17 protein-coding genes and 1 tRNA gene are annotated in these 20,938 nt (G+C 38.5%); 5 read left to right on the forward strand and 13 right to left on the reverse strand.

Annotated elements, in window-relative coordinates:
* The first annotated feature begins 265 nt into the window (after positions 1 to 265).
* The 4 genes from glyQ to ACE1CC_RS00600 all read left to right on the forward strand — a co-directional run bounded on the left by glyQ (position 266) and on the right by ACE1CC_RS00600 (position 4,163).
* Complete coding sequence (gene glyQ / locus ACE1CC_RS00585) at positions 266 to 1,171, forward strand: glycine--tRNA ligase subunit alpha (protein ID WP_413268532.1); 906 nt, start codon at positions 266 to 268, stop codon at positions 1,169 to 1,171.
* A gap of 76 nt (positions 1,172 to 1,247) precedes the next feature.
* A complete protein-coding gene (locus tag ACE1CC_RS00590) occupies positions 1,248 to 1,727 on the forward strand; it encodes a DUF4079 domain-containing protein (protein ID WP_413268533.1) in 480 nt (159 codons plus the stop codon).
* A 15-nt stretch (positions 1,728 to 1,742) separates the two neighbouring features.
* Positions 1,743 to 4,037, forward strand: coding sequence for a ComEC/Rec2 family competence protein (locus ACE1CC_RS00595; protein ID WP_413268534.1), 2,295 nt, complete (start codon positions 1,743 to 1,745; stop codon positions 4,035 to 4,037).
* Between the two features lie 39 nt (positions 4,038 to 4,076).
* Positions 4,077 to 4,163: transfer RNA gene (locus ACE1CC_RS00600), tRNA-Ser, on the forward strand.
* A 93-nt stretch (positions 4,164 to 4,256) separates the two neighbouring features.
* On the opposite strand, the gene ACE1CC_RS00605 is transcribed toward ACE1CC_RS00600, so the two are convergent.
* Both ACE1CC_RS00605 and purN read right to left on the reverse strand, forming a co-directional pair.
* Positions 4,257 to 4,895 (reverse strand): histidine phosphatase family protein, encoded by a 639-nt coding sequence (locus ACE1CC_RS00605; RefSeq protein WP_413268535.1) that lies wholly within the window; start codon positions 4,893 to 4,895, stop codon positions 4,257 to 4,259.
* A gap of 148 nt (positions 4,896 to 5,043) precedes the next feature.
* On the reverse strand, positions 5,044 to 5,706 hold the full coding sequence (purN, locus tag ACE1CC_RS00610; protein WP_413268536.1) for a phosphoribosylglycinamide formyltransferase: 663 nt from the start codon (positions 5,704 to 5,706) through the stop codon (positions 5,044 to 5,046).
* An 18-nt stretch (positions 5,707 to 5,724) separates the two neighbouring features.
* Between purN and ACE1CC_RS00615 the strand changes: the two genes are divergently transcribed.
* Entirely contained in the window at positions 5,725 to 6,609 is an 885-nt protein-coding gene (locus tag ACE1CC_RS00615) for a carbohydrate ABC transporter permease (protein ID WP_413268537.1), read from the forward strand.
* Between the two features lie 47 nt (positions 6,610 to 6,656).
* Here ACE1CC_RS00615 and ACE1CC_RS00620 read toward each other — a convergent pair whose 3' ends face one another.
* The 11 genes from ACE1CC_RS00620 to ACE1CC_RS00670 form a co-directional block, all read right to left on the reverse strand.
* Positions 6,657 to 8,054: a type IV pilus twitching motility protein PilT gene (locus ACE1CC_RS00620; protein ID WP_413268538.1), complete on the reverse strand. Its 1,398-nt coding sequence runs from the start codon at positions 8,052 to 8,054 to the stop codon at positions 6,657 to 6,659.
* 155 nt (positions 8,055 to 8,209) lie between these two features.
* Entirely contained in the window at positions 8,210 to 9,526 is a 1,317-nt protein-coding gene (locus ACE1CC_RS00625) for a photosystem II assembly protein (RefSeq protein ID WP_413268539.1), read from the reverse strand.
* Positions 9,519 to 10,439, reverse strand: a complete 921-nt coding sequence (locus tag ACE1CC_RS00630) for an SPL family radical SAM protein (RefSeq protein ID WP_459563776.1) — start codon at positions 10,437 to 10,439, stop codon at positions 9,519 to 9,521. The genes ACE1CC_RS00625 and ACE1CC_RS00630 overlap by 8 nt, the downstream gene beginning before the upstream one ends.
* A gap of 19 nt (positions 10,440 to 10,458) precedes the next feature.
* Entirely contained in the window at positions 10,459 to 12,636 is a 2,178-nt protein-coding gene (locus ACE1CC_RS00635; protein ID WP_413268541.1) for an ATP-binding protein, read from the reverse strand.
* A 243-nt stretch (positions 12,637 to 12,879) separates the two neighbouring features.
* Positions 12,880 to 13,635, reverse strand: coding sequence for an urea ABC transporter ATP-binding subunit UrtE (gene urtE, locus ACE1CC_RS00640; RefSeq protein ID WP_459563775.1), 756 nt, complete (start codon positions 13,633 to 13,635; stop codon positions 12,880 to 12,882).
* A 57-nt stretch (positions 13,636 to 13,692) separates the two neighbouring features.
* Positions 13,693 to 14,481 carry an urea ABC transporter ATP-binding protein UrtD gene (gene urtD / locus ACE1CC_RS00645; protein WP_413268542.1) on the reverse strand — a complete coding sequence of 263 codons (789 nt, stop codon included), beginning with the start codon at positions 14,479 to 14,481 and terminating at the stop codon, positions 13,693 to 13,695.
* Positions 14,482 to 14,588: 107 nt separating this feature from the next.
* The gene (gene urtC, locus ACE1CC_RS00650) at positions 14,589 to 15,770 is read right to left on the reverse strand and encodes an urea ABC transporter permease subunit UrtC (RefSeq protein WP_413268548.1); all 1,182 of its coding nucleotides are present in this window, start codon (positions 15,768 to 15,770) and stop codon (positions 14,589 to 14,591) included.
* A gap of 177 nt (positions 15,771 to 15,947) precedes the next feature.
* On the reverse strand, positions 15,948 to 17,105 hold the full coding sequence (locus ACE1CC_RS00655) for an ABC transporter permease subunit (RefSeq protein ID WP_413268543.1): 1,158 nt from the start codon (positions 17,103 to 17,105) through the stop codon (positions 15,948 to 15,950).
* Between the two features lie 93 nt (positions 17,106 to 17,198).
* Complete coding sequence (urtA, locus tag ACE1CC_RS00660) at positions 17,199 to 18,539, reverse strand: urea ABC transporter substrate-binding protein (protein ID WP_413268544.1); 1,341 nt, start codon at positions 18,537 to 18,539, stop codon at positions 17,199 to 17,201.
* A gap of 159 nt (positions 18,540 to 18,698) precedes the next feature.
* Complete coding sequence (locus ACE1CC_RS00665) at positions 18,699 to 20,495, reverse strand: hypothetical protein (protein WP_413268545.1); 1,797 nt, start codon at positions 20,493 to 20,495, stop codon at positions 18,699 to 18,701.
* Between the two features lie 188 nt (positions 20,496 to 20,683).
* On the reverse strand, positions 20,684 to 20,938 hold a 255-nt coding region (locus ACE1CC_RS00670), incomplete at its 5' end, for a hypothetical protein (RefSeq protein WP_413268546.1).

The raw sequence follows: 20,938 nt of genomic DNA on the forward strand, positions 1-20,938 counted from the left end.
GAGAAACTTTATAAATTTCTTTGACGAGCTTGGCTTTTTTTGGCTTTCAAACTATACTTTTTTCTAGGTTCGGGCGCGTCTTGGAGTGCTTCGCTTGCGCTGGGCTTTCTCTCGACCGCTTTACTAATGTATCAATCCTATAGGGGTTTGTCAACACTTTTGAAAAACTTTTTTTGGGAAGGTTCGGAAGTCCCATGTAGAGGCTGTTTTAGGGCAGAATGATTGAGTGAGAGAAACTGTTGAAGTACTCAAGTAAGGAAAAGTTGTGAATTTTCAATCAATTATTGCTACTCTAAATCGGTTCTGGAGCGATCGCAATTGTCTAATTGCCCAACCCTACGATATTGAAAAGGGTGCAGGGACGAAGAATCCTCATACTTTTCTTCGGGCGTTGGGACCCGAACCTTGGTCGGTGGCTTATGTGGAACCTTGTCGTCGTCCGGGTGATGGGCGCTATGGGGAGAACCCGAATCGGTTTCAACATTATTATCAGTATCAAGTGTTAATTAAGCCTTCGCCAGATAATATTCAGGAAATTTATCTTGATTCTTTGAGGGCTTTGGGGATTCGCCCGGAAGATCATGATGTGCGGTTTGTGGAGGATAATTGGGAGGATGCGGCAGTAGGTGCTTGGGGTACTGGGTGGGAAGTTTGGTTGGATGGGATGGAAATTACCCAGTTTACTTATTTCCAGCAGTGTGGGGGTATTGATTGTCGTCCAGTTTCGATCGAGATTACTTATGGACTAGAACGGTTAGCGATGTATCTCCAGCAAACAGATGCGATGGTCAAAATCCAATGGACGGATGAGATTACTTATGGAGATGTGCATCTGCAAGGGGAGATCGAACAGTGCACTTATAACTTTGAAGCTTCTAATCCAGAATTGCTGTTTACTTTGTTTGGTTTGTATGAACAGGAAGCAGAACAGTTAATTGCTAGAGGATTGGTTCTGCCTAGCTTGGATTATGTTTTAAAGTGTTCTCATAGTTTTAACTTGCTGGATGCTAGAGGTGTGATTTCTGTAACTGAGAGAACTCGCTATATTGGTAGAATTCGGAATATGGCGCGACAAGTGGCACAGCTTTACGTACAACAAAGGGAGAAACTTGGTTTTCCATTATTGAGGTCGCAACCCTCTCTACAATCACCTGTGGAACTGGTATCTTAATTATTTAGTGAAGTCATCTGAATATTTTCGGGAAAGCTGCTCACCTTGTAATTATCAATCAGATATTGTAGGAAGTATGGCTAATCTGAATGAGCTTTTAGAACCGATCGCAGCACAGTTTAGAGGATTGGGTATTCCTGAACCGATCGAACATTGGGGACATCCGGTAATGATGGCGATCGTTATTTTTGTAATGGGTAGCTTTGTCGGATTAGCAGGATGGCGCGGACGAGTAGTTGCAGATCCAGAAACTGCTCTGAAAAGTCGCTCTGACCATCGTAAACTAGCACCTTGGATGTTTTTATTCTTGGCACTGGGGTACACTGGTGGATTGTTATCTTTGGTAATGCAACATCAGCCAATTTTGGAAAGCCGTCATTTTTGGACTGGTTCAACTGTGTTAATTTTGTTGGGCATTAATGCTGCTATTTCTGCCAGTAAGTTTGGGGGTAACAAATCCGCACTTCGGACAATTCATGCTTATTTGGGAAGTGCAGCACTGTGTTTGTTATTTCTTCATGCAGTGTTGGGATTAAAACTGGGTTTGTTCATCTAAAACTAAACTTTTTCCATGAATTCAGCCACTATTGCTTTTATTCTTTGTTTAGCCTACATTGTTGGCTTGCTATCTACAATATTTCCCTTTCCTTGGGGAGGATTTGTTGTCCTAATTTTAGGAATTATAGCAACGTTTGTTGTGCCGAAATTATGGCGCAAAGGGCCGAAACGTTGGATTTGGTTAGTAGCTGGATTGGTGGGATTAGCAGCAGCTTTATATTTTCAGGTGAGGATTCCGCGACCTGCAACTAATGATATTAGCCGGGAAACTGGTGCTATGGAACAGTTGGTTACGGTTAGGGGTACGGTGGAAAGTATGCCTCGCCTGACTCGCACGAGAAGGGCACAATTTTGGTTTCAAGCAAATCAGCTGAATGAGGTAATTGGTAAAGATAGCCCAATAGATTTGGGTAAACAAGTTTCGGGTAAATTGTATGTAACTGTGCCTTTGCTGCAAGCAACTGGGTTACATCCTAACCAAAGAATTGCTGTAATGGGTAGATTATATCGACCTAAATTAGTTAGTAATCCTGGTGGGTTTAATTTTCGGACTTATTTAGCTCAAGAAGGTGCTTTTGCTGGTTTGGCTGGTCGAAAAGTTGAGTTTTTGACTGAGGAAACGGGGCCGAAAGTTGGTTGGTGGGCGATTCGACAACGAATTATTCGTGCTCATACTCGTGGTTTAGGTTTTCCTGAAGGGCCTTTGGTGAGTGCGATGGTTTTGGGTAGTCAGTCAGTTAATTTGTATCTGCCTGTGGAGCTTAAGGATCAGTTTACTCGAATTGGTTTGGCTCATACTTTGGCGGCTTCAGGTTTTCAGGTATCGTTAATTTTATATGTGGTTTTGTTGTTGACTAAAGGCTTATCTGTACGATCGCAATTTATCGCCGGAGTAATCGCTTTAGGCATTTTTTTGGCTTTAACTGGGCCACAACCACCTATATTAAGAGCAGTGATAATGGGAACAGCAGCGTTAATTGCTCCATTATTGCAAAGGAAAATTCAGCCTATAGGTTCTTTGTTACTGGCGGCAACTTTTTTACTGTTATTAAACCCTACTTGGATTTGGGATTTAAGTTTTCAATTGAGTTTTTTGGCAACTTTAGGATTGTTGGTAACGGTACCAGCAATTATTAAAAGGTTGGATTGGATGCCACCAGTTTTAGCAGCAGCTATTGCTATTCCCATTGCTGCTTCGATTTGGACTTTGCCTTTACAATTATATGTTTTTAAAATCATTTCTCCTTATAGCATTTTTATCAATATTCTTACTACGCCGTTTGTAACTATTCTCAGTATTGGTGGTTTTATTAGTGCAATTTTAGGGGTGCTTTGGCCGATCGCAGGTGGTTCGCTTGCTTGGTTCCTTTACTATCCTACTCATTTGCTGATTTCGTTAGTAGAATTCTTCTACGAACTACCGGGAAATTCGGTTGCGGTAGGGGCAATTTCTCAATATCAGCTATTAGTTTTGTATATTTTAATTGCCTTAGTTTGTTTGTTTAGATGGTGGCGAAATTATTGGTGGTTCGCTGGTTTGTTGGCGGTAACTGTGATAGTAATTCCGGTTTGGCAAACCCAAACTGCTTTGTTTCAAGCAACTATTTTAGAAGCTGATAAACAACCTGTTTTGGTAATTCAAGATAAGGGAAAGGTGACTTTAGTTAATAGTGGTGATGGGAGTACGGCTAGATACGATATTATTCCTTTTTTACAACATCAAGGAGTGAATCAAATTGATTGGGCGATCGCTACTGACATCACAAATGATAATAAAAGTGGTTGGTTCACTATTCTTGGGCATTTACCGATTGCTAACTTCTACAGTAATTCATCTACGGAAAATGGTTCTCTGGGACAAAAAGAAATTCAGAATATTTTGCAAGTACGTCAGGGAAATTATCAACCTTTAATCCTGGGTCAAATTATGACTTTTGCTACTACTTCAGCCCGATTGATTAATGCTGAAGTTCCGATGTTACAACTTTTGATTGATGGAGAAAATTGGTTATTCATTGGAGCAATGAAAGCAGAGGAACAAAAACAATTATTGCTCGCAGAAAAGTTTCCCAAAGTTGATGTATTGTGGACACCCGGAGAACGAATTACAGCAGAATTGTTAAAGGTAGTACAGCCAAAAGTAGTGATTGTTTCTGCGGATACGGTTGATTTAGAAACTGAAGCTAATGTTAATCAAGCAAAAATTAAGTTATACATTACTGGTAAAGATGGTGCAGTTCAATGGAAACCGAGTGGGAAGTTTGAAACTACTTTAGAATTGACGGAAGGTTATAGCGCTCTGCTGTAAAATTAAGGAAGAATGATATAATAATTTATGCTTGCCTGTGGAGAGGTGGCAGAGTGGTTGAATGCGGCGGACTCGAAATTCGCTATGGCGGCAACGTCATCGTGGGTTCAAATCCCACCCTCTCCGTTGATTACCGATAATGTAGAGACGTTATATATAATGTCTAAATCAGGGTTTTGGATTAAGGATATTATGGCCGATCGAAGGGACTTGATATCATTAAGTTTCCGCACGAGACTGCAAGGCTTCATTGAGGTGAGCGCGATCGCCTAATCTTTGGAGTAACGGCCCATAAGTACTGAACTTCACTACACTCACTGAACCTACTCGCACTTCCATGCGATCGCGATAACGTCCTAAATCAATTCCCAGTAGATTACAAAGAAGAATCCGAATCGTGGTTTTATGAGCGACAATCAAAACATTGCCCGTAGAAAATTGGGCTTCAATTTCTGCGATGACTGATATTGCTCGACTCACTACTTCCACTGCTGTTTCGCCGTCGGTGGGAGGATTCCAAGAAGGTTCGGTCATCCAATTAATGTAATCATCAAGATGATTCTCTCTCACCCAATCTGGCGTGTTTCCTTCCCATTTGCCAAAATCCATCTCTTTGAGCCCTTCTCTTAATTGCATTTCGACTCCGATGGCTGCACATAGGGGTTGAGCAGTTGCGATCGTTCGTTTCCTGGGACTGACATAAACTCCTGCCCAAGGTAAATTTCGATAAGCTGCGGCAAAAGCTTCAGCCATTTGCTTTCCTTCGGAAGTGAGTTCGGGATCGAGACTCCCGCAGTAAGCTCCCGTCTTGGTATAAGGTGTTTCCCCATGTCGGAGAAAATATAATGTCAAAGTCATTAGGCAAAGGTCTTTTAATTGAAAGAATACTCTAAGAAGACAGTAGGGAAAAAGGCTTTTATGTTTAGCTTTTCACTAGGAGGCGCGATCGCACAACGCGAAATTGATAGACTTGTAGCAAAGCAAGCATTAACAGCGTCATTTAGCATTACCAATCAGCAGATTGAGCAGCTGCTAAAGCGATTCCAGCTACAATAATTTTGTGTTCCTGTACTTGAATTCGAGAGTGCAAAGTTTCTGGGGTATCATCAGGGAACACGGGAATGGCGGCTTGAATTAAAATTGGGCCACTATCTACTTCTGGTACGGCGATGTGAACTGTGCAACCTGTGATTTGTACACCAGCGGCTAAGGCTTGTTCAACGCCATGTACACCTTTAAAGCTGGGTAACAAGCTGGGATGAATGTTAATGACTCGTTTGGCGAAAGCATCTAAAAGTGTTGGTGTAACGACGCGCATCCAACCTACCATGACTACCCATTCTACTTGATGCTGGCGGAGTGTTTCGACTATTTGTGCGTCGCAGTCTTCGCGACTTTTAAAGTTACGATGATTGATGAGGACGGCGGGAACTCCCCAACGTTGTGCCCTAGCGACTACTTTGGCTTCAGGATTATTATAAATGACGACTTGGACTTGGGCGTTTAGCTGTTTGTCTGCGATCGCTTGGGCAATAGCTTCAAAATTTGTACCACTCCCAGAAGCCATGATACCTAATTTTAGGGGTTCACCTTGAATAAAAAGGTTGCTCGGAATCGAGGGTGAAATTAAGCTAGGGGTAGAATCAGCTGATGCGTTGTTGAGAGTCATAGCAAATGGGAGGCAATTTTGCGGCTAAAAATATATGGTAAATCCTGGTTAGACGATGATGCGATCGCTGCATGGATTTTTTTAACTCCAGCACTTATATTACTTGGTGTTTTCATTTTATGGCCGATCATCTATCTGTTTTATCTTAGTTTTACTGCTGGGAATTTTACTGCGGCTGGTGTGCGTTGGGTAGGCGCGAGAAACTACTTGCGCCTGATTCTCACTTCTGACTTTTGGCAAGTCATTGGTAATACTATTTACTTTACTTTAGCTACTGTGATTCCTAGCTTAATTATTCCTTTAGGTTTGGCGGTGTTGTTGAATCGATCGCTGGCGTTAAGAGGACTATTACGGACGGCTTATTTTATTCCTTCTATTACTAGTTTAGTAGCAGCTGGTTTAGGGTTTCGTTGGTTATTTCAAACTGATGGGCCTGTTAATAATTTATTAAATTCTTTTGGTGTCAATCCCATTCCTTGGCTAGGTAGCACTACTTGGGCAATGCCTGTACTAATTCTCTTAAGTATTTGGAAACAACTAGGTTTTAATTTAGTAGTATTTTTGGCTGGATTGCAAAGTATTCCCATCAATCGTTATGAAGCTGCCCAGTTAGATGGCGCTAATGAATGGCAACAATTTTGGCATATTACTTTACCTAGTTTAAGACCTACTTTAGTTTTTGCAACTGTAACTACGGCAATTTTTACTTTGAGAAGTTTTGAACAGATTTATGTTGTTACAGGTGGTGGGCCTTTAAATTCTACAAATTTGTTAGTTTACTATATTTATGAGCAAGCTTTTGCTCAATTTGATTTTGGTTACGCGGCAGCTGCGGCTACGGTTTTGTTAGCAATAACTCTGGTTTTGGTGTATCTGCAATTACGAGTTTGGGGCGAGGAATAAGCAGGGGGTAGGGGCGATTCATGAATCGCCCCTACCCCTGTTGCTGTTTAAATTTCTCCACCACTGAGTAAAATTCTCATTTCGTTGGGTTTATCTGAGGCTTCCATTGCTGTTTCTTCGGTAATTCGACCTTCTAAATAAAGGTTATGAATTGATTGCAACATGGTACACATTCCATCGTAATTTCCTTTTTTCATAATTGATTCTGTTTCTTCTACTTCTCCGCGTTTAATGTAGTCTTTGACGGTATCGGTGTTAATTAAAATTTCGTGGATGGGGGCGCGTTTACCGTCGGTAGTTCGCAATAAAGCTTGAGCAACTATTGCGGCTAAGGATTCAGAAAGTTGACTGAGCATTGGCTGTTGTTCGTCTGGTTCATAAAGGTTTAAAATTCTTTCAATGGTTTTAGTGGCGCTGTTGGTGTGTAATGTACCGAATACTAAATGTCCGGTTTGTGCGGCTTTAAGTGCGGTGTTGACGGTGGATCGATCGCGCATTTCTCCGATTAAAATTACGTCGGGATCTTCTCTTAATGCTGCTTTCAATGCTCGATCGAATTCGACTGTGTGAATGCCTACTTCTCGCTGACTAATTACAGATTTGCGATCTTCGTGAACAAATTCGATCGGGTCTTCAATGGTAATAATATGTCTCTGCATGGTACGATTAATATAATCTACCATAGCTGCTAATGTTGTAGATTTACCCGACCCAGTTGGGCCAGTAACTAATACTAATCCTTTGTGGTAATGGCAAATTATTTGGAATACTTCTGGTAAACCTAATTCTTCAATGCTGGGAATTTTTAAGGGAATTAACCGCAACACCATTGCCGAACCTTTGAGGGTTTTAAAAATATTTATTCGCACTCGCGCAAAACCATAACTTGCAGCACCATCAAAATCTAAGGTTTCTTGAAATTGTTTAATTTCTGATTCTGTCAGGATTTCATTCAGCCAATTCATAAATGTAACTTCATCAGTTACGGGATAATTACTGGTTTCCATTTGTCCGCGATTGCGAAAACGTGGGGCTTTACCTACACATAAATGAATGTCAGAAAATCCTTTGTCGTAGGCTTGTCGCACCAATTTTTCTAAAGAAATGGTATTTGGCTGAGAATGAGAAATTGGCTGAGAAATTGGCTGAGAAATTGGCTGAGTTGCTCTTTCAGTTTCGGCGGTTGCTGTTGTGCCTATTTGAACTGATAATTCTAGGCGGTCGTTGTCTAATAAAATTGCTAATTGGTGTTTTCCAGGCTGGTGCAATGCTAAATCAAAACGCCAAGTTCCTTCACTACTAATAGCTGGAGTTGTGACTTTAAATTCATTGTCTATAACTAAGATTAAAGGTTTACCAGCATGGATAGCATCAGCTGTTCCTATTACAGAAAAGCGTTGTAATGGTGGAACTGGTACAGTGGGGGCTTTAAGAATCTTGAACATAGAAGATAATTACTGTGGTTGTTTTTGTTTTTTTTTGGCGATCGATCCGTGTAGATACATTTTATTTTATACTGATGATATATACAAATTTAATATATCAGATTTGTGTAATGTTAGAACTTATTCCTAGTCTTCAGCTATCTTTTAAGGTAATTTCAGGTTGCACATTGGGCTAAGATTACATAGTCATCTAGTGTGTAGTTAGAGTCAAAATTAAAATTAAAGTACTGACGCAACAACGGACTCATAAACTTCTGGCAAGCTAAATTTTCTCTAGCAAATTGTCCGAAATTAGCGATTGGTTGTCTGCTATTAGTGGAACTTAAATACTTATACCAAACTAGATTTAATCCTAAATCTGTGAGAAATTTTTTAACTACAATTTCTTCTTGTTTAGGAGCTTCACTTGTTAAAACACTATAAGCTTTAAATAATTTTTTATCCTGAATTATTAACAGGACATACCCATCTTTTTTCAGATTATTGGTAAATATTTGTTGATAAATACTTTGGGATTTGCTTCTAGTTTCTGGATCGTAAAAGAAACAGTGACAAATCACTATAAAATCGAAAAATTTTAGCGGAATTTTTCCCGATTCAGAATTATAATCAAAAATGCTAGAAGTGTCAAAACGAAAATAAGCATTTGTAGCTGTTTCTTGTTGTTCTATGTACGATCGCCAAAACTGCAATCCGCGATACTGAAAATGCTTTTGCTGCTCCAAAGAATAGTAGCAAATATGTACAGGATCTAAAGGTAAGTAGCTGCTAATACTCTGTAATAATAAAGCTAATCCATAAGCAATTGTACCAGAACCAGCAGCTATATCAAGGATATTAATTTTAGTAGGTAATAAGCCTACTTTGTAAATGAGAAACCAAGCTAGATAAGCACAATAAACATTATCTAAAAAATACCTCATTAAATAAACATGGGGACTCAGTTCAAATTTATATTGAGGATCTTGTCCACTTTTCAGCAAATTAATGTCTTCAATTGCGTCTTCAAGCAATAAATAAAAATTCTTTCTCTCACTCAATCGGTTAAACTCATCTTTAATAAAATCAGCTAATTTGGCTTCAAATTCATCAAAAATACTCCGAGCGATTCCCGTACATTGAAGCATATTTGCATCATGCTCAATTAACTTAAAATCTTTAGACAAAGATTCTATAAATTCTGGTATATAACTTAATAAAGCAGTAGGAAATTGAGAAGAATTTATTTCTAAATCTTCCTGCTTTTGGCGAAATTCGCTTAATTGTCGGTATTGTGCAGCGCTTTGTTGTCGATAAGTACGAAAATTATTTTCGGTCTGTAACTTATCACGAAATAATTTCTCTATCCAAGTTAACTTTACGCCTGATTTCTCTATTTGGCGTAAAATTTTTTCTGCTTGGTTAGTGTTTCCCTTATATAAAGCCAGACAAAACTTAACAGAACGCCACAAATTAACTATTAAATTAATCATAACCAAATCCTTCTTTACCTTCTTTAATTTCTACTCCACACAGGAGAGAGTTTAGTTTTTCCTTGAACTTTAAATAACTAGTTTTTTCATCATCATACCACCAAGAATACTTTTGTTTAATAGCTAAAGCTTCTTCCCTAGTTCCGGCGACGAGAGAACGTTTACTAGTGGCGTGAAATTCTTGAATTACTATGCGGTCTACAATTTCTAATTTTTTAATAAACTTTCTTTGCTCTTCGGGAAAAGTTGGGAGTAAAGGAGTAATAGTAACTGAAAATCTGATTTCGTGATTTTTTCGATAAGGAATACTATGTTTGAGTTTACCAATAGCTTTTAGTCTAGCAGGGATACTAGGCGATCGCGGTTCAAAATCTTTCCTAACTTGTTCGCTGCCAGTGGGGATGCTCAGATTAATTCGTAATTTTTGAAAGTTTTGCAAAATATCAATATCCCTACTAATCATGGGACTGCGAGTTTGAATTACTAAAGTTGGTTGATATTTAACTAATATTTCTAACAAGCAACGGGTTAATTTTTCTTTCGATTCTATTGGTTGATAAGGATCGGTGACTGTACTCATGTAAATTATGGGAGGTCTTTGAGGGTTTTTGTCATACCAATTACTTAGTTCTTTTTCTAGAATTTCCGCAGCATTTTGTTTAATAATTACCCAGTTTCCCCAATTCTTTCGCATTTGCGAATTAGGACTAAATGCAGCCGCATAACAATAACTACAACCGTATTGGCAACCCCGATAAGGATTAAGCGTGAAATCATAGTAATCAATAAATCCTGTTGCTTTATTCAGGATTGACTGTGCATTTTTAGCATAAACATTGACATTGCCAAACTTCTCTCGCACAGCGATACTATATTTACCTTTACAGTATCCTTCGTATTGTGTTTTAAAGATTTTTAAATTTACCATTTTTTTAATTACTTTTAATAGGCAATAAAATTACAAATTCTGTACCCTGTTCTGGGTCAGAAGAAACATCTATTGTTCCTCCATGTTTGTCAATAATTTGATAGCAAGCAGAAAGTCCTAACCCAGTACCTTTGCCTACAGGTTTTGTCGTAAAAAAGGGGTCAAATATTCTACTCATAACATTGGGGGGAATTACTGGGCCATTGTTCCAAAATCTAATTTTTATCCATTCAGCATCTATTTTTTGAGTTTGGACAATAATAGTAGGTGTAAAAGTTTTAGATTTTTCTTTTAATTGCTGTTGAATTCCTTCTTTAATAGCATCAATAGCATTAGTAATAATATTCATAAATACTTGGTTAATTTGTCGGGGATAACACTCAATTAATGGCAAATATCCATATTGCTTAATTACTTGAATGTCTGGATATGCTTCACCTAAATGGAGCCGATTTTGTAAAATTAACAAAGTGCTATTAATTCCTTCATGCAGGTTAACTAATTTCATTTCGGCCTCATCTAAGCGAGAGAAATTCCGTAAAGCTAGGACGATTTGACTAATGCGATCGGACCCTGACTGCATTGAAGAAATGATTTTAGGCAAGTCAATCATGATAAAATCAAGCTCTATCTCTTGAATATATTTTTCAATGTCTGGATCGTCATAACGTTGCTGATAAAGTTTGACGATATTCAGCAAATCTTGACTATAAGTGCTGACATAACTAAGGTTGGCATGAATAAAGTTAATTGGGTTATTAATTTCATGGGCAACTCCAGCTACTAATTGTCCCAAACTAGACATTTTTTCAGTTTGAATTAATTGAGCTTGAGCTTTTTTCAGGTTAATTAAAGCATCAGTTAACTGCTCGGCTTTAATTGTTAATTCTGAGTTTAGAAGTTTTAATTGTTCAGAAGCTGTTTGTAATTCCTGATTTTTTCGCCAAATTTCTTGAGTTCGCCGTTCTACTCTTTCTTCTAAAGTTAGACGTGCAATGTCTAATTCTAAAGTGCGTTCTTCTACTCTTTTTTCTAGGTTATTAACGAGTGATTTGATAGATTGTGCCATCTCTTGATAAGCGCTGGCTAATTGTCCTAATTCCCCACCAGCACCAACACCTGGAATAGGAGCATCTAAATCACCTGCGGCTAATGTTTTGCTGCGTTTCGCTAATTGATTGATTGGTACTCCAATCTGTTTTGCTAATAAGTTCGCTACGGTTATAGAAAGTATAATTGATAATATTAATCCAATCAAAATTATGCGGGCAAGGGCTAGGTATGCTTGTTGAAAATATTGAGAATTGATTTGGATTTTGACGATCGCAACCAAATTATCTCTAGATTTTAAGGGAGCATAAATAGTATTTTGTCCTGTCTGGCGATCGATATGATATAGAGATTCTCGGTTTTTAATGACAGGTAAAAGTTCGGGAACTGAAAAATATTGATTTTCCGAATTATTATCATCTTTTTCAAGAGAAATGATTGATTGACCATTTAAAGAAATAACTTTTAATTTAGTCGTAGGTTGAGAGAAAGTTAAAAACTTTTCTAACCAAGCTTTGTCTAAAGTTTTACCAATTATTAAACTTCCTTGAGAATTTCCCGAACCATCTGTACGGAAAACGGGAGATACCACTAAAATTATTAACTGCCGATCTGCGATGATGACTAATTCTTGGACTAATTTTCCTTGAACCGTCATAGCGGCAATTTTTTCTTGGAGGATAGGCGATCGCAAAGCTTCTCCTTTTTGCTCTAAAATTTCGCCTTTCGTATTTACTACTTGGACAATATCCACACCCGCAGATATTGCTAATGATTCAGTAACTTCGGCTTTAATCCAAGGAATGTTTTGCTGAGGAATAGCCTCATAGAAATCTGTCCAATAAGCAAAACCTTTAGCCAAATCTTGTAATCCTTGAGCCGTAGCTGCTGTGTAGCCACGAAAGGCTAAAACTTGATCGTCAAGTCGTGTTTTTTCTAAATCAATTAAAGGCTGATATACGAATTGCCAAGCTGCACCAAGCAGAAATAAAATTGGTAATAAAGATGCTCCAAAGGTAAAGAACAAAATTTTAGTTTGGAGCCTTTGCAAAATTCTAATTATTTTTATCTTAATCTGCCTATATTTCACTATATGAGTTTCCGCCACTTTTCCGGGAATGTGTAAGTACATTTGCTTGGTAGATAGGCAAAGACTGCAATTTAATAACATAATACCAGCCAAGCAAAGCTTGCTGGCAAGACCGTTATCAGGATCTATAAACTCAATTATTACTTTAATAAAACAATTTATGAAAAAAATTCATCAAAAGTTCACAGTAATTATTATTTTTTATTATGTATAAAACCTCCTTGTAAATAATAATTCTTTATAAAATATTGATGTGAATTTTGATATAATTTACTTATTTTACAATTATACTGCCAAAAACTTTTGAATTACATCTTGGCTGAGTTCGCTAGTGACACCAGAAGCGACAATACCACCTTTTTGCATAGCGTAGTAGCGATCGGCTTGGCGGACAAAGTGTAAGTGTTGTTCAACTAATAGCACCGAAATTCCTGTAGTTTGGACAATGCGGCGCACAGCGGCTTCAATTTCCAAAATAATCGAAGGTTGAATTCCCTCGGTTGGTTCATCTAATACTAACAGGCGAGGATTTGCCATTAATGCTCTGGCGATCGCTAATTGTTGTTGTTGTCCGCCGCTTAAATCTCCACCCATCCGCCACAGCATTGTTTTTAAAACCGGGAACAATTCAAAAATTTCTTCGCTAATTTTTTCATTACCTTTTCTCCCTTTTGGTAATGCTTCAAACCCAAGTAATAAATTTTCTTCCACTGTTAAGCGAGGAATAATTTCCCGACCTTGAGGGACATAACCAATTCCCATTTTTGCTCTTTGATCTGGAGATTTATTAGTAATACTTTTGCCAGCAAAATTTATTGTCCCAGTACGAGGTTTGAGTAACCCCATAATAGTTTTTAATAAAGTAGTTTTGCCTACTCCATTACGCCCAATTAGACAAACCATCTGTCCAGTAGGAATCTTGATATCTACATTCCTGAGAATGTGACTTTCTCCGTAATAAACATTTATCCCAGAAACTTGCAGCAAGATTTCTGTAGGGGAGATTGGTTGGGGTGCGATCGCATTATTTATTGATACCATTTTTGCTAACTCAAATCAAATTTTTCAAATTATAGCTAATCAATCATCGACAGTAAATCAAACTTCTTCTATTTCGTCTTCTTTCTCTTCAGGCATTTCTTCTTCTTGTTTACCCAAATAAACTTCAATCACTCGCGAATCATTTTGCACCTCTTCAATACTACCTTCACATAACACCGAACCTTGATGCAGAACCGTTACCTTATTATTAGCAATTTGCCGCACAAATTCCATATCATGTTCAATCACAATAATAGAATGACTTTCTGCCAAAGCCAACAGTAATTCACCCACATTATAAGTTTCTTCATCAGTCAACCCTGCTGCTGGTTCATCTACCAACAATAAATCAGGCGACTGCGCCACTAACATTCCAATTTCCAACCTTTGCTTTTCTCCATGAGAAAGTAACCCCGCAGAAATATTTGCTTTGTTACTCAAACCAATAGTTTCTAATAAACCCGTTACAGTGCGGTATTCATCACTAGAATTTCGTCGCAGTAAAGTAGCAAAAACATTTTTATTCCGGTTACAAGCAAGTTCTAAATTTTCTCTAGGTGTCAGGTTGAGATAAACGCGAGGTGTTTGAAATTTGCGCCCTATTCCCAAACGAGCAATTTCATGTTCGGCAAAACTCCGAATATTTTTACCTTGAAAATACACCTGTCCTTCTGTTGGTTTCGTCTTTCCACTTATCACATCCAAAAAAGTAGTTTTTCCCGCACCATTCGGGCCTATTACTACTCTTAATTCCCCTTGGTCTAAGTTAAAATTCAAGTCTTTCAGCGCCTTAAAGCCACCAAAGCTTACAGTAACATTGTCAATTTCTAAGATTTTCGCATTCATGGTAATTAGTCATCAATCATTGGTCATTTGTAGAAATTTTTACCATATTTGTAGGATAGGCATCTTGCCTGTCATCTCGCTCTGCCTGCGATCGCAATCCCCAGTCCCTATTTCCCAGTTAATTCTTCCCTTTCTTGCTGCACTTCGGGGTCAGTTTCTAAACTAGGATAAGTAACAGCTTGGTTTGGCATTCTCAATAATCTTCTAATTTGGTTAATACCTTGAGAACGCCACCAACCGACTAAACCATCAGGTAGCAACATCACCACTAATAAGAATAATGCACCTTGGAAAAATAGCCAAATTTCGGGAAACTGTTCGCTTAACAAACTTCTGGCAAAGTTAACTAAAATTGCGCCGATAATTGCCCCAATTAATGTGGCGCGTCCTCCCACTGCTACCCAAATTACCATTTCAATAGAAAAGGCAATATCCATTGCTTTGGGAGAAATTAATCCTGTTTGAATAGTGTACAATGCTCCAGCAATTCCGGCGAGTCCGGCGGAAATTGCAAATACTAAAACTTTAAATCCTGTGGGGTTGTATCCCGAAAAACGCACCCGACTTTCATCATCCCGAATTGCTACGAGTAAGCGTCCAAATCTCCCAGTTGTTAACCAGCGACAAAAGCCATAACTTAAAGCTAAAAGTATGATTGTCAGGGCGTAAAAGGTGAATTGGGTTTGGGGTGCATTAACTTCAAAACCTAACAGAGTTTTGTAATTTGTTAAACCATTTGTGCCGTTAAATAGTTTTTGTTGTCCGTTGAAGAAGTTGAAAAAAACGATCGTCGCTGCTTGGGTCAAAATCGAAAAATAAACGCCGCGAATTCGGTTACGAAATACTAAATAACCCAATAATGCTGCTAGCAAAGCTGGAATAATAATTACGCCGATAATAGTGAGAGGAAAAGAGTAGAAAGGTTGCCAAAACCAGGGTAATTCTTGTACGCCGTAAAGACCCATAAATTCTGGTAAACGACCAGGTTCTAAAGGTGCTAATTGTAGGTGCATTGCTAAGGCGTAACCACCTAAAGCAAAAAATACCCCATGACCTAAACTCAGCATTCCTGTGTAACCCCAGATGAGGTCAATTCCTAAAGCGACAATTGCTAAAGCGAGAAAACGTCCGAGTAAACTGACGCGAAATGCTTGTCCGACAATGGTTAGTAAAGGGGGGATGAGGAAGATGGTAATTAGTGCGATCGCACCCACAATTCCCGCTTCTATTAAAATAGATTTGTGTTTACTAGAACCGGGATTTAACTTAAACCCCTGAAATTTTGGCATTGTATCCTTTGCAGCTACAGGTTCAACAACAATTTCCTTAACTTGCCAATTTTCTGTTCTTTTCCGCACGCGAGGAAAGTGATAAATTTTCCGACTATTTGACTTATTTTCATTCTCTGGCATTCTCCCCTCCTGACTAATTAACTGACTCTAATTACCCAAAGTTTCCCAACCCAATTAAGCATCTACCGTGCGACCTTTTTGCGGGAACAAACCAGCAGGACGCACTTGTAAAAACACAATAATTAAAGCAAATACCATAACTTTTGCCATGGTGGTAGTTGCAAAGAAAGTAAAGAAATCTGCTAATGGTTGAATTGCTGATACTAAAGGTGCTAAAGCATTGGAACCAATAACATAACTAACAGTACCGATCACCAACGCTGCCACAATACTACCAACTAATTTTCCCACACCACCAACAACTACCACCATAAAGGTATCCACAATGTAATTTTGTCCCGTATTTGGCCCGACAGAACCTAACAAACTAATCGCACAACCTGCCACTCCAGCTAAACCCGAACCCAGTGCAAAAGTTAAAGCATCTACCTTTTGAGTGGGAATTCCTAAACAAGAACTCATGCTGCGATTTTGCGTAACGGCGCGAATTCTTAAACCCCAGGCTGTACGTTGGAAGAAATAATAAATTCCCGCCACACATAAAATAGTCAGAAAGATGATAAATAACCTCGTATAAGGAAGTCGTAAAGCACCAATATTTAAACCATCCTGTAACCATTTAGGTGCAGTAACGTTAACATTTTGCGCCCCAAACCAAGGCTGAGTCACAGCTAATTGGTAGGTTTGTGCTAAAACCACACCTACTACTACTGATATAGCTGCTGATAAAGGTAGTATTATTGTGAAAAATAAGTTGCGAATTCTGGCAAAATCTGGGCGACGAGACACCACCCACCAAGCACCAAAAAATAATAAACAGAATAAGGTAATACCAATTACTAAAACCCAGTTAACACTGCGAACAAACTGTTGCAAAATTAAACTGACACCCCAAGTTGCTAGTAAAGTTTCTAACGGTCTACCATAAAGAAATCTCACTACACCTTTTTCTAATAATAATCCCACCAAAGCCGTAACTAAAAAAGCCATTGGTATGGCAAAAATAATATATGTTTCAGATAAAGGGCTTCCCCAACCCTTAAAAACATTTTGTACGACAAAAGTTGTATAAGCCCCTAGCATAATTAACTCGCCGTGAGCCATATTAATTACACCCATCAACCCGAAAACTACGGCTAGACCCAACGCCGCAATTAATAAAACTGAGCCAATACTAATTCCGTTAAATATTACATTCAAAAATTCTACCACTGCACCTTTACCTCCACAAACAAGTTAGATAATTTTCCCTATTTTTACTCACTAAAATGGGTGAGCCAAGCCCACCCAAAAACTATTTATTTTTTAAGTTTTCACCAGGAATTTTCCTCCTTTGCTGGGGTCAGACCAATCACAAGAATACCCCTTAGTTTCTGCTACATACTGGTTCCAGGGTATCGGTTTAACAGGTGCGGTGCTAGCAGAAACAATTTTAAACAAGCCATCTTCACCAACTTCACCGATGCGAACTGTCTTATAAATGTGGTGGTTAGTATCCATAGTCACCTTACCACCGGGCGCAACTAAAGCTTGTCCTAAAGCGGCTTTTCTCACTGCTTCAATGTCAGTAGTTTTAGCTTGTTCCACTGCTTGTTTCCACAAGTAAACAGCTATGTAAGCAGCTTCCATTGGGTCGTTTGTTACTCTATCTGCGCCATATTTAGCTTTGAAAGCTTGAACAAACTTTTGATTTTCTGGTGAATCAACTGTTTGGAAATAATTCCAAGCGGCGTAATGACCTTTAAGATAGTCAACTCCAATGGCTTTAACTTCTTCTTCGGCAATACTAACGGACATAGAAGGATATTTATCTGGTGTCAATCCAGCATCTTTCATTTGTTTGAAAAATGCTACATTACTATCGCCATTGAGCGTATTGTAAATTACTCCACCGTTGGGTAAAGCTTGTTTGATTTTGCTAATAATTTGGGTGACTTCGGTACTACCCAAAGGCAAATAATCTTCCCCAACAACTTTGCCACCTTTAGCTTGTACTTGCGCTTTAATGATTGTGTTTGCCGTCCTGGGAAAAACGTAATCTGAACCGATTAAGAAAAAGTCTTTTCCTTTATTTTGTAACAGCCAATCTACAGAAGGTTCAATTTGTTGGTTGGGTGCAGCACCAGTGTAGAAAATGTTGTTGGAACATTCCTGTCCTTCGTATTGCACAGGATACCAAAGCATGTGTTTCTTTTCTTCAAAAACTGGCAATACTGCTTTGCGACTAGCAGAAGTCCAACAGCCAAAAATAGTCACCACTTTATCTTGGTCAATTAATTTTTTAGCTTTTTCGGCAAAAGTCGGCCAGTCAGAAGCACCATCTTCAACTATTGGTTGAATTTGTTTACCTAAAACACCGCCAGATTTGTTAATTTCTTCAATTGCTAATTGTTCAGCATCGACAACACTCTTTTCACTAATTGCCATTGTGCCGCTTAAAGAGTGCAAAATTCCTACTTTAATTGTGTCTCCGGTAGCAACTACTGGTGCTGCTGTAGGAGTTGTGTTTGCTGCGGGAGTTGTTGCTGCGGGAGTTTGTGTAGTTGAGGTTGTGCTACTACTACCACAAGCTTTCAATAAAATAGTTGTCCCTAATGTGGCAGAACCGTACAAAATAAACTTGCGCCGACTAATTTCTCTGCTCATCCTTTTCGCTCTACTCCTCAAGTTAATCAGTCTATAGATAGGGGTTTCGGTAACTGAAATTTGCTATTTTAGACTTTCTCCCTCTGAATTTTAGTATATTTGAATACAAAATTTCTGCGAGTAACAATTTTTTCTAACTCTTAATAATTTTTTGGCAATTCAAACTAGCTCATCAGTTACTACTCGCCGCAAAATTTCTGTTACTTCGGCTGCCATTCTGGAATCAAGTTGTACAGCATTTTTACTTGCACCTCTAAGAGTTAAAGCAAAACTTCTCAATTTAGGTAAATTATTTTCAGGCTGTGAAATTTTATCAATGAATTGTATCAGCATCACATAAACAATTTCGTATCTATTCCTACTATTGCTATAGCCATTTCCCAATTTAGAAATAATTACTGGGGAACTAATAAATTTATCTAATCCTAGTTGCTTAATTGCCAAATCAGTATAACGACAGGCATCGGTTCCCATTGCTCTCACGATACATTCTAAACTATTCCATTGGGCATTTGGTAGTTTTATTTCCCCGGGTAGATGTTGATGCCAACCTAACATGGTAATACAGCGAGTTAAATCATAAGCGGTGACTAAATTTTCTCCGGGAGTGCCTTCTGAGGTGCTAGATAATACAACTTTTTTTTGCTTTAAATCGTAAATTTCTGGGCGAGAAAGATAAGGTGGTTCACCGTATCCGCCGCGAAATTCTAAGTTGTTGTTTCCGGTAATTTTTTTCACCCAATTTTCTAATCCTTGGCGAGTCTCGAAGCGCTTAAACATAGCTGCTAAGGAATTAGAACTAGCGATGCTTTCGCCATAACTAACCACATCCCAGGCTAACTCATAAAATGGTACATCTCTTTTGCGCCGATCGCGATCGCGAATCACACAATCATCAATATCAGTATTGGGTGAATTAGCATTGACTCTAGAGACAACATGGAGAATGGGTAAAATTTTTGTCGCACTCCAAAATTGTCCTTTTGTTAAAGCATTTCTCCCTAACCAATAAGTTAGCAAATTTCCCGTCTCAAAACTCGCTACACAAACACAAGCTTCTTTAATATCTTCATGCAAGAAATTCAAACCTTTTTCGTCAAATTTTGGCAGTTCTCCCACTGGCGGATAAGCACTAAATTTTTCGGATTTTTCCGCATCTTTACCCCCCACATTTTGGCGATAATCTTTAGTTGATAACCGTTCGGGATAATTTTTAATTTCTTCTTTATAAGGAGAAGTTTGTACACCTTGATATAACAAAGCAAGCTTGTCTTTGTTGGCTCCTTTATTCAGCCCAATAGTGATAAAGTTTTTATAAATCTGCAATCTGTCTTTCGCCTGTTCCAACTGCATTGGCAATTGATTAATTTCAGGGGTTTCTATTTCGCTAAATGGAGCAATTGACTTGCCAGCAATTGCTTGCATAATGGCGTTAGTAACTTTTGTTCTGGCATCATTCATTGCTTTAGCAATTAGTCTTCCTGCCACAACTTTAGCATTGTAGTCATCAGCAGCCAAAAACTCTCCGCCAAATGCGATCGCCCATTTCTCCCAATTATTAACTAACTTTTTTACTTCCTTATCTGCTATTTGCTGACTTTTGAAAATTGCGGAAAAAGCCGCTATTGCTTCCTCATTACTCACGGGAGTTGTCGGTGGAGTCACAGGCGCTTGTACTGTTTCACCCGCCAAAGCTAACTTAAGTGTTTCCGCAACTTTAAACTTAGCCTTTTCTATTTCTGAAGCTAGCTTTTTACCGACCAAAATTTTAGCATTATTTTCTGTTGGTTCAAACCATTGACCATCAAAAGCCGTTGCCCACCTCTGCCAATAAACTTTCAATTTTAAACCTGCATCATCAGCCGCAGCTGCATCATTATTAAATAATCTGTTAAACTCATTTAATCCGTCACTATTACTAATTGTTCCCTGTTCTAAAATTGGAGAAGTAGACATTAACAGCACCTCTGAACAAGCTATTAGTTAATATTTTTACGTACTCCTGTAGCGCTCGGATTTGTTTGGTAAAAAAGATTGATTTTTGCACCAGGAAGACAGGAAGGACAAGAAGAAAGAGTTTTCGCCATCGCTTTGGGATTGCCATAGCTCAAAAACAATCGCTATATGCCTCTGATACGCTACAATTAAGCAGGTAGATATAAATAAAGTGAAAACTGAGGCGGGGGGGGTTTGCCCCCCCCAAAAAAACAATAAATAATTTTGGGTGGGGAGAAAAAACCCCCCCACCAAAAAAAAAAAATTATAAAAATATTTTTTTTAAAAAAAAAAATTAATTTTTTTTTTTTTGGGTTGGGGGGGGGCTTTACCCCCACCAAAAAATATTCCTGTGTTTGTTGGGGGGGGGCCCCCCGCCCCGCCTCAGTTTTCACTTTATTTAT

The sequence above is a fragment of the Floridaenema aerugineum BLCC-F46 genome (assembly GCF_041929345.1).
Taxonomy (GTDB): domain Bacteria; phylum Cyanobacteriota; class Cyanobacteriia; order Cyanobacteriales; family Aerosakkonemataceae; genus Floridanema; species Floridanema aerugineum.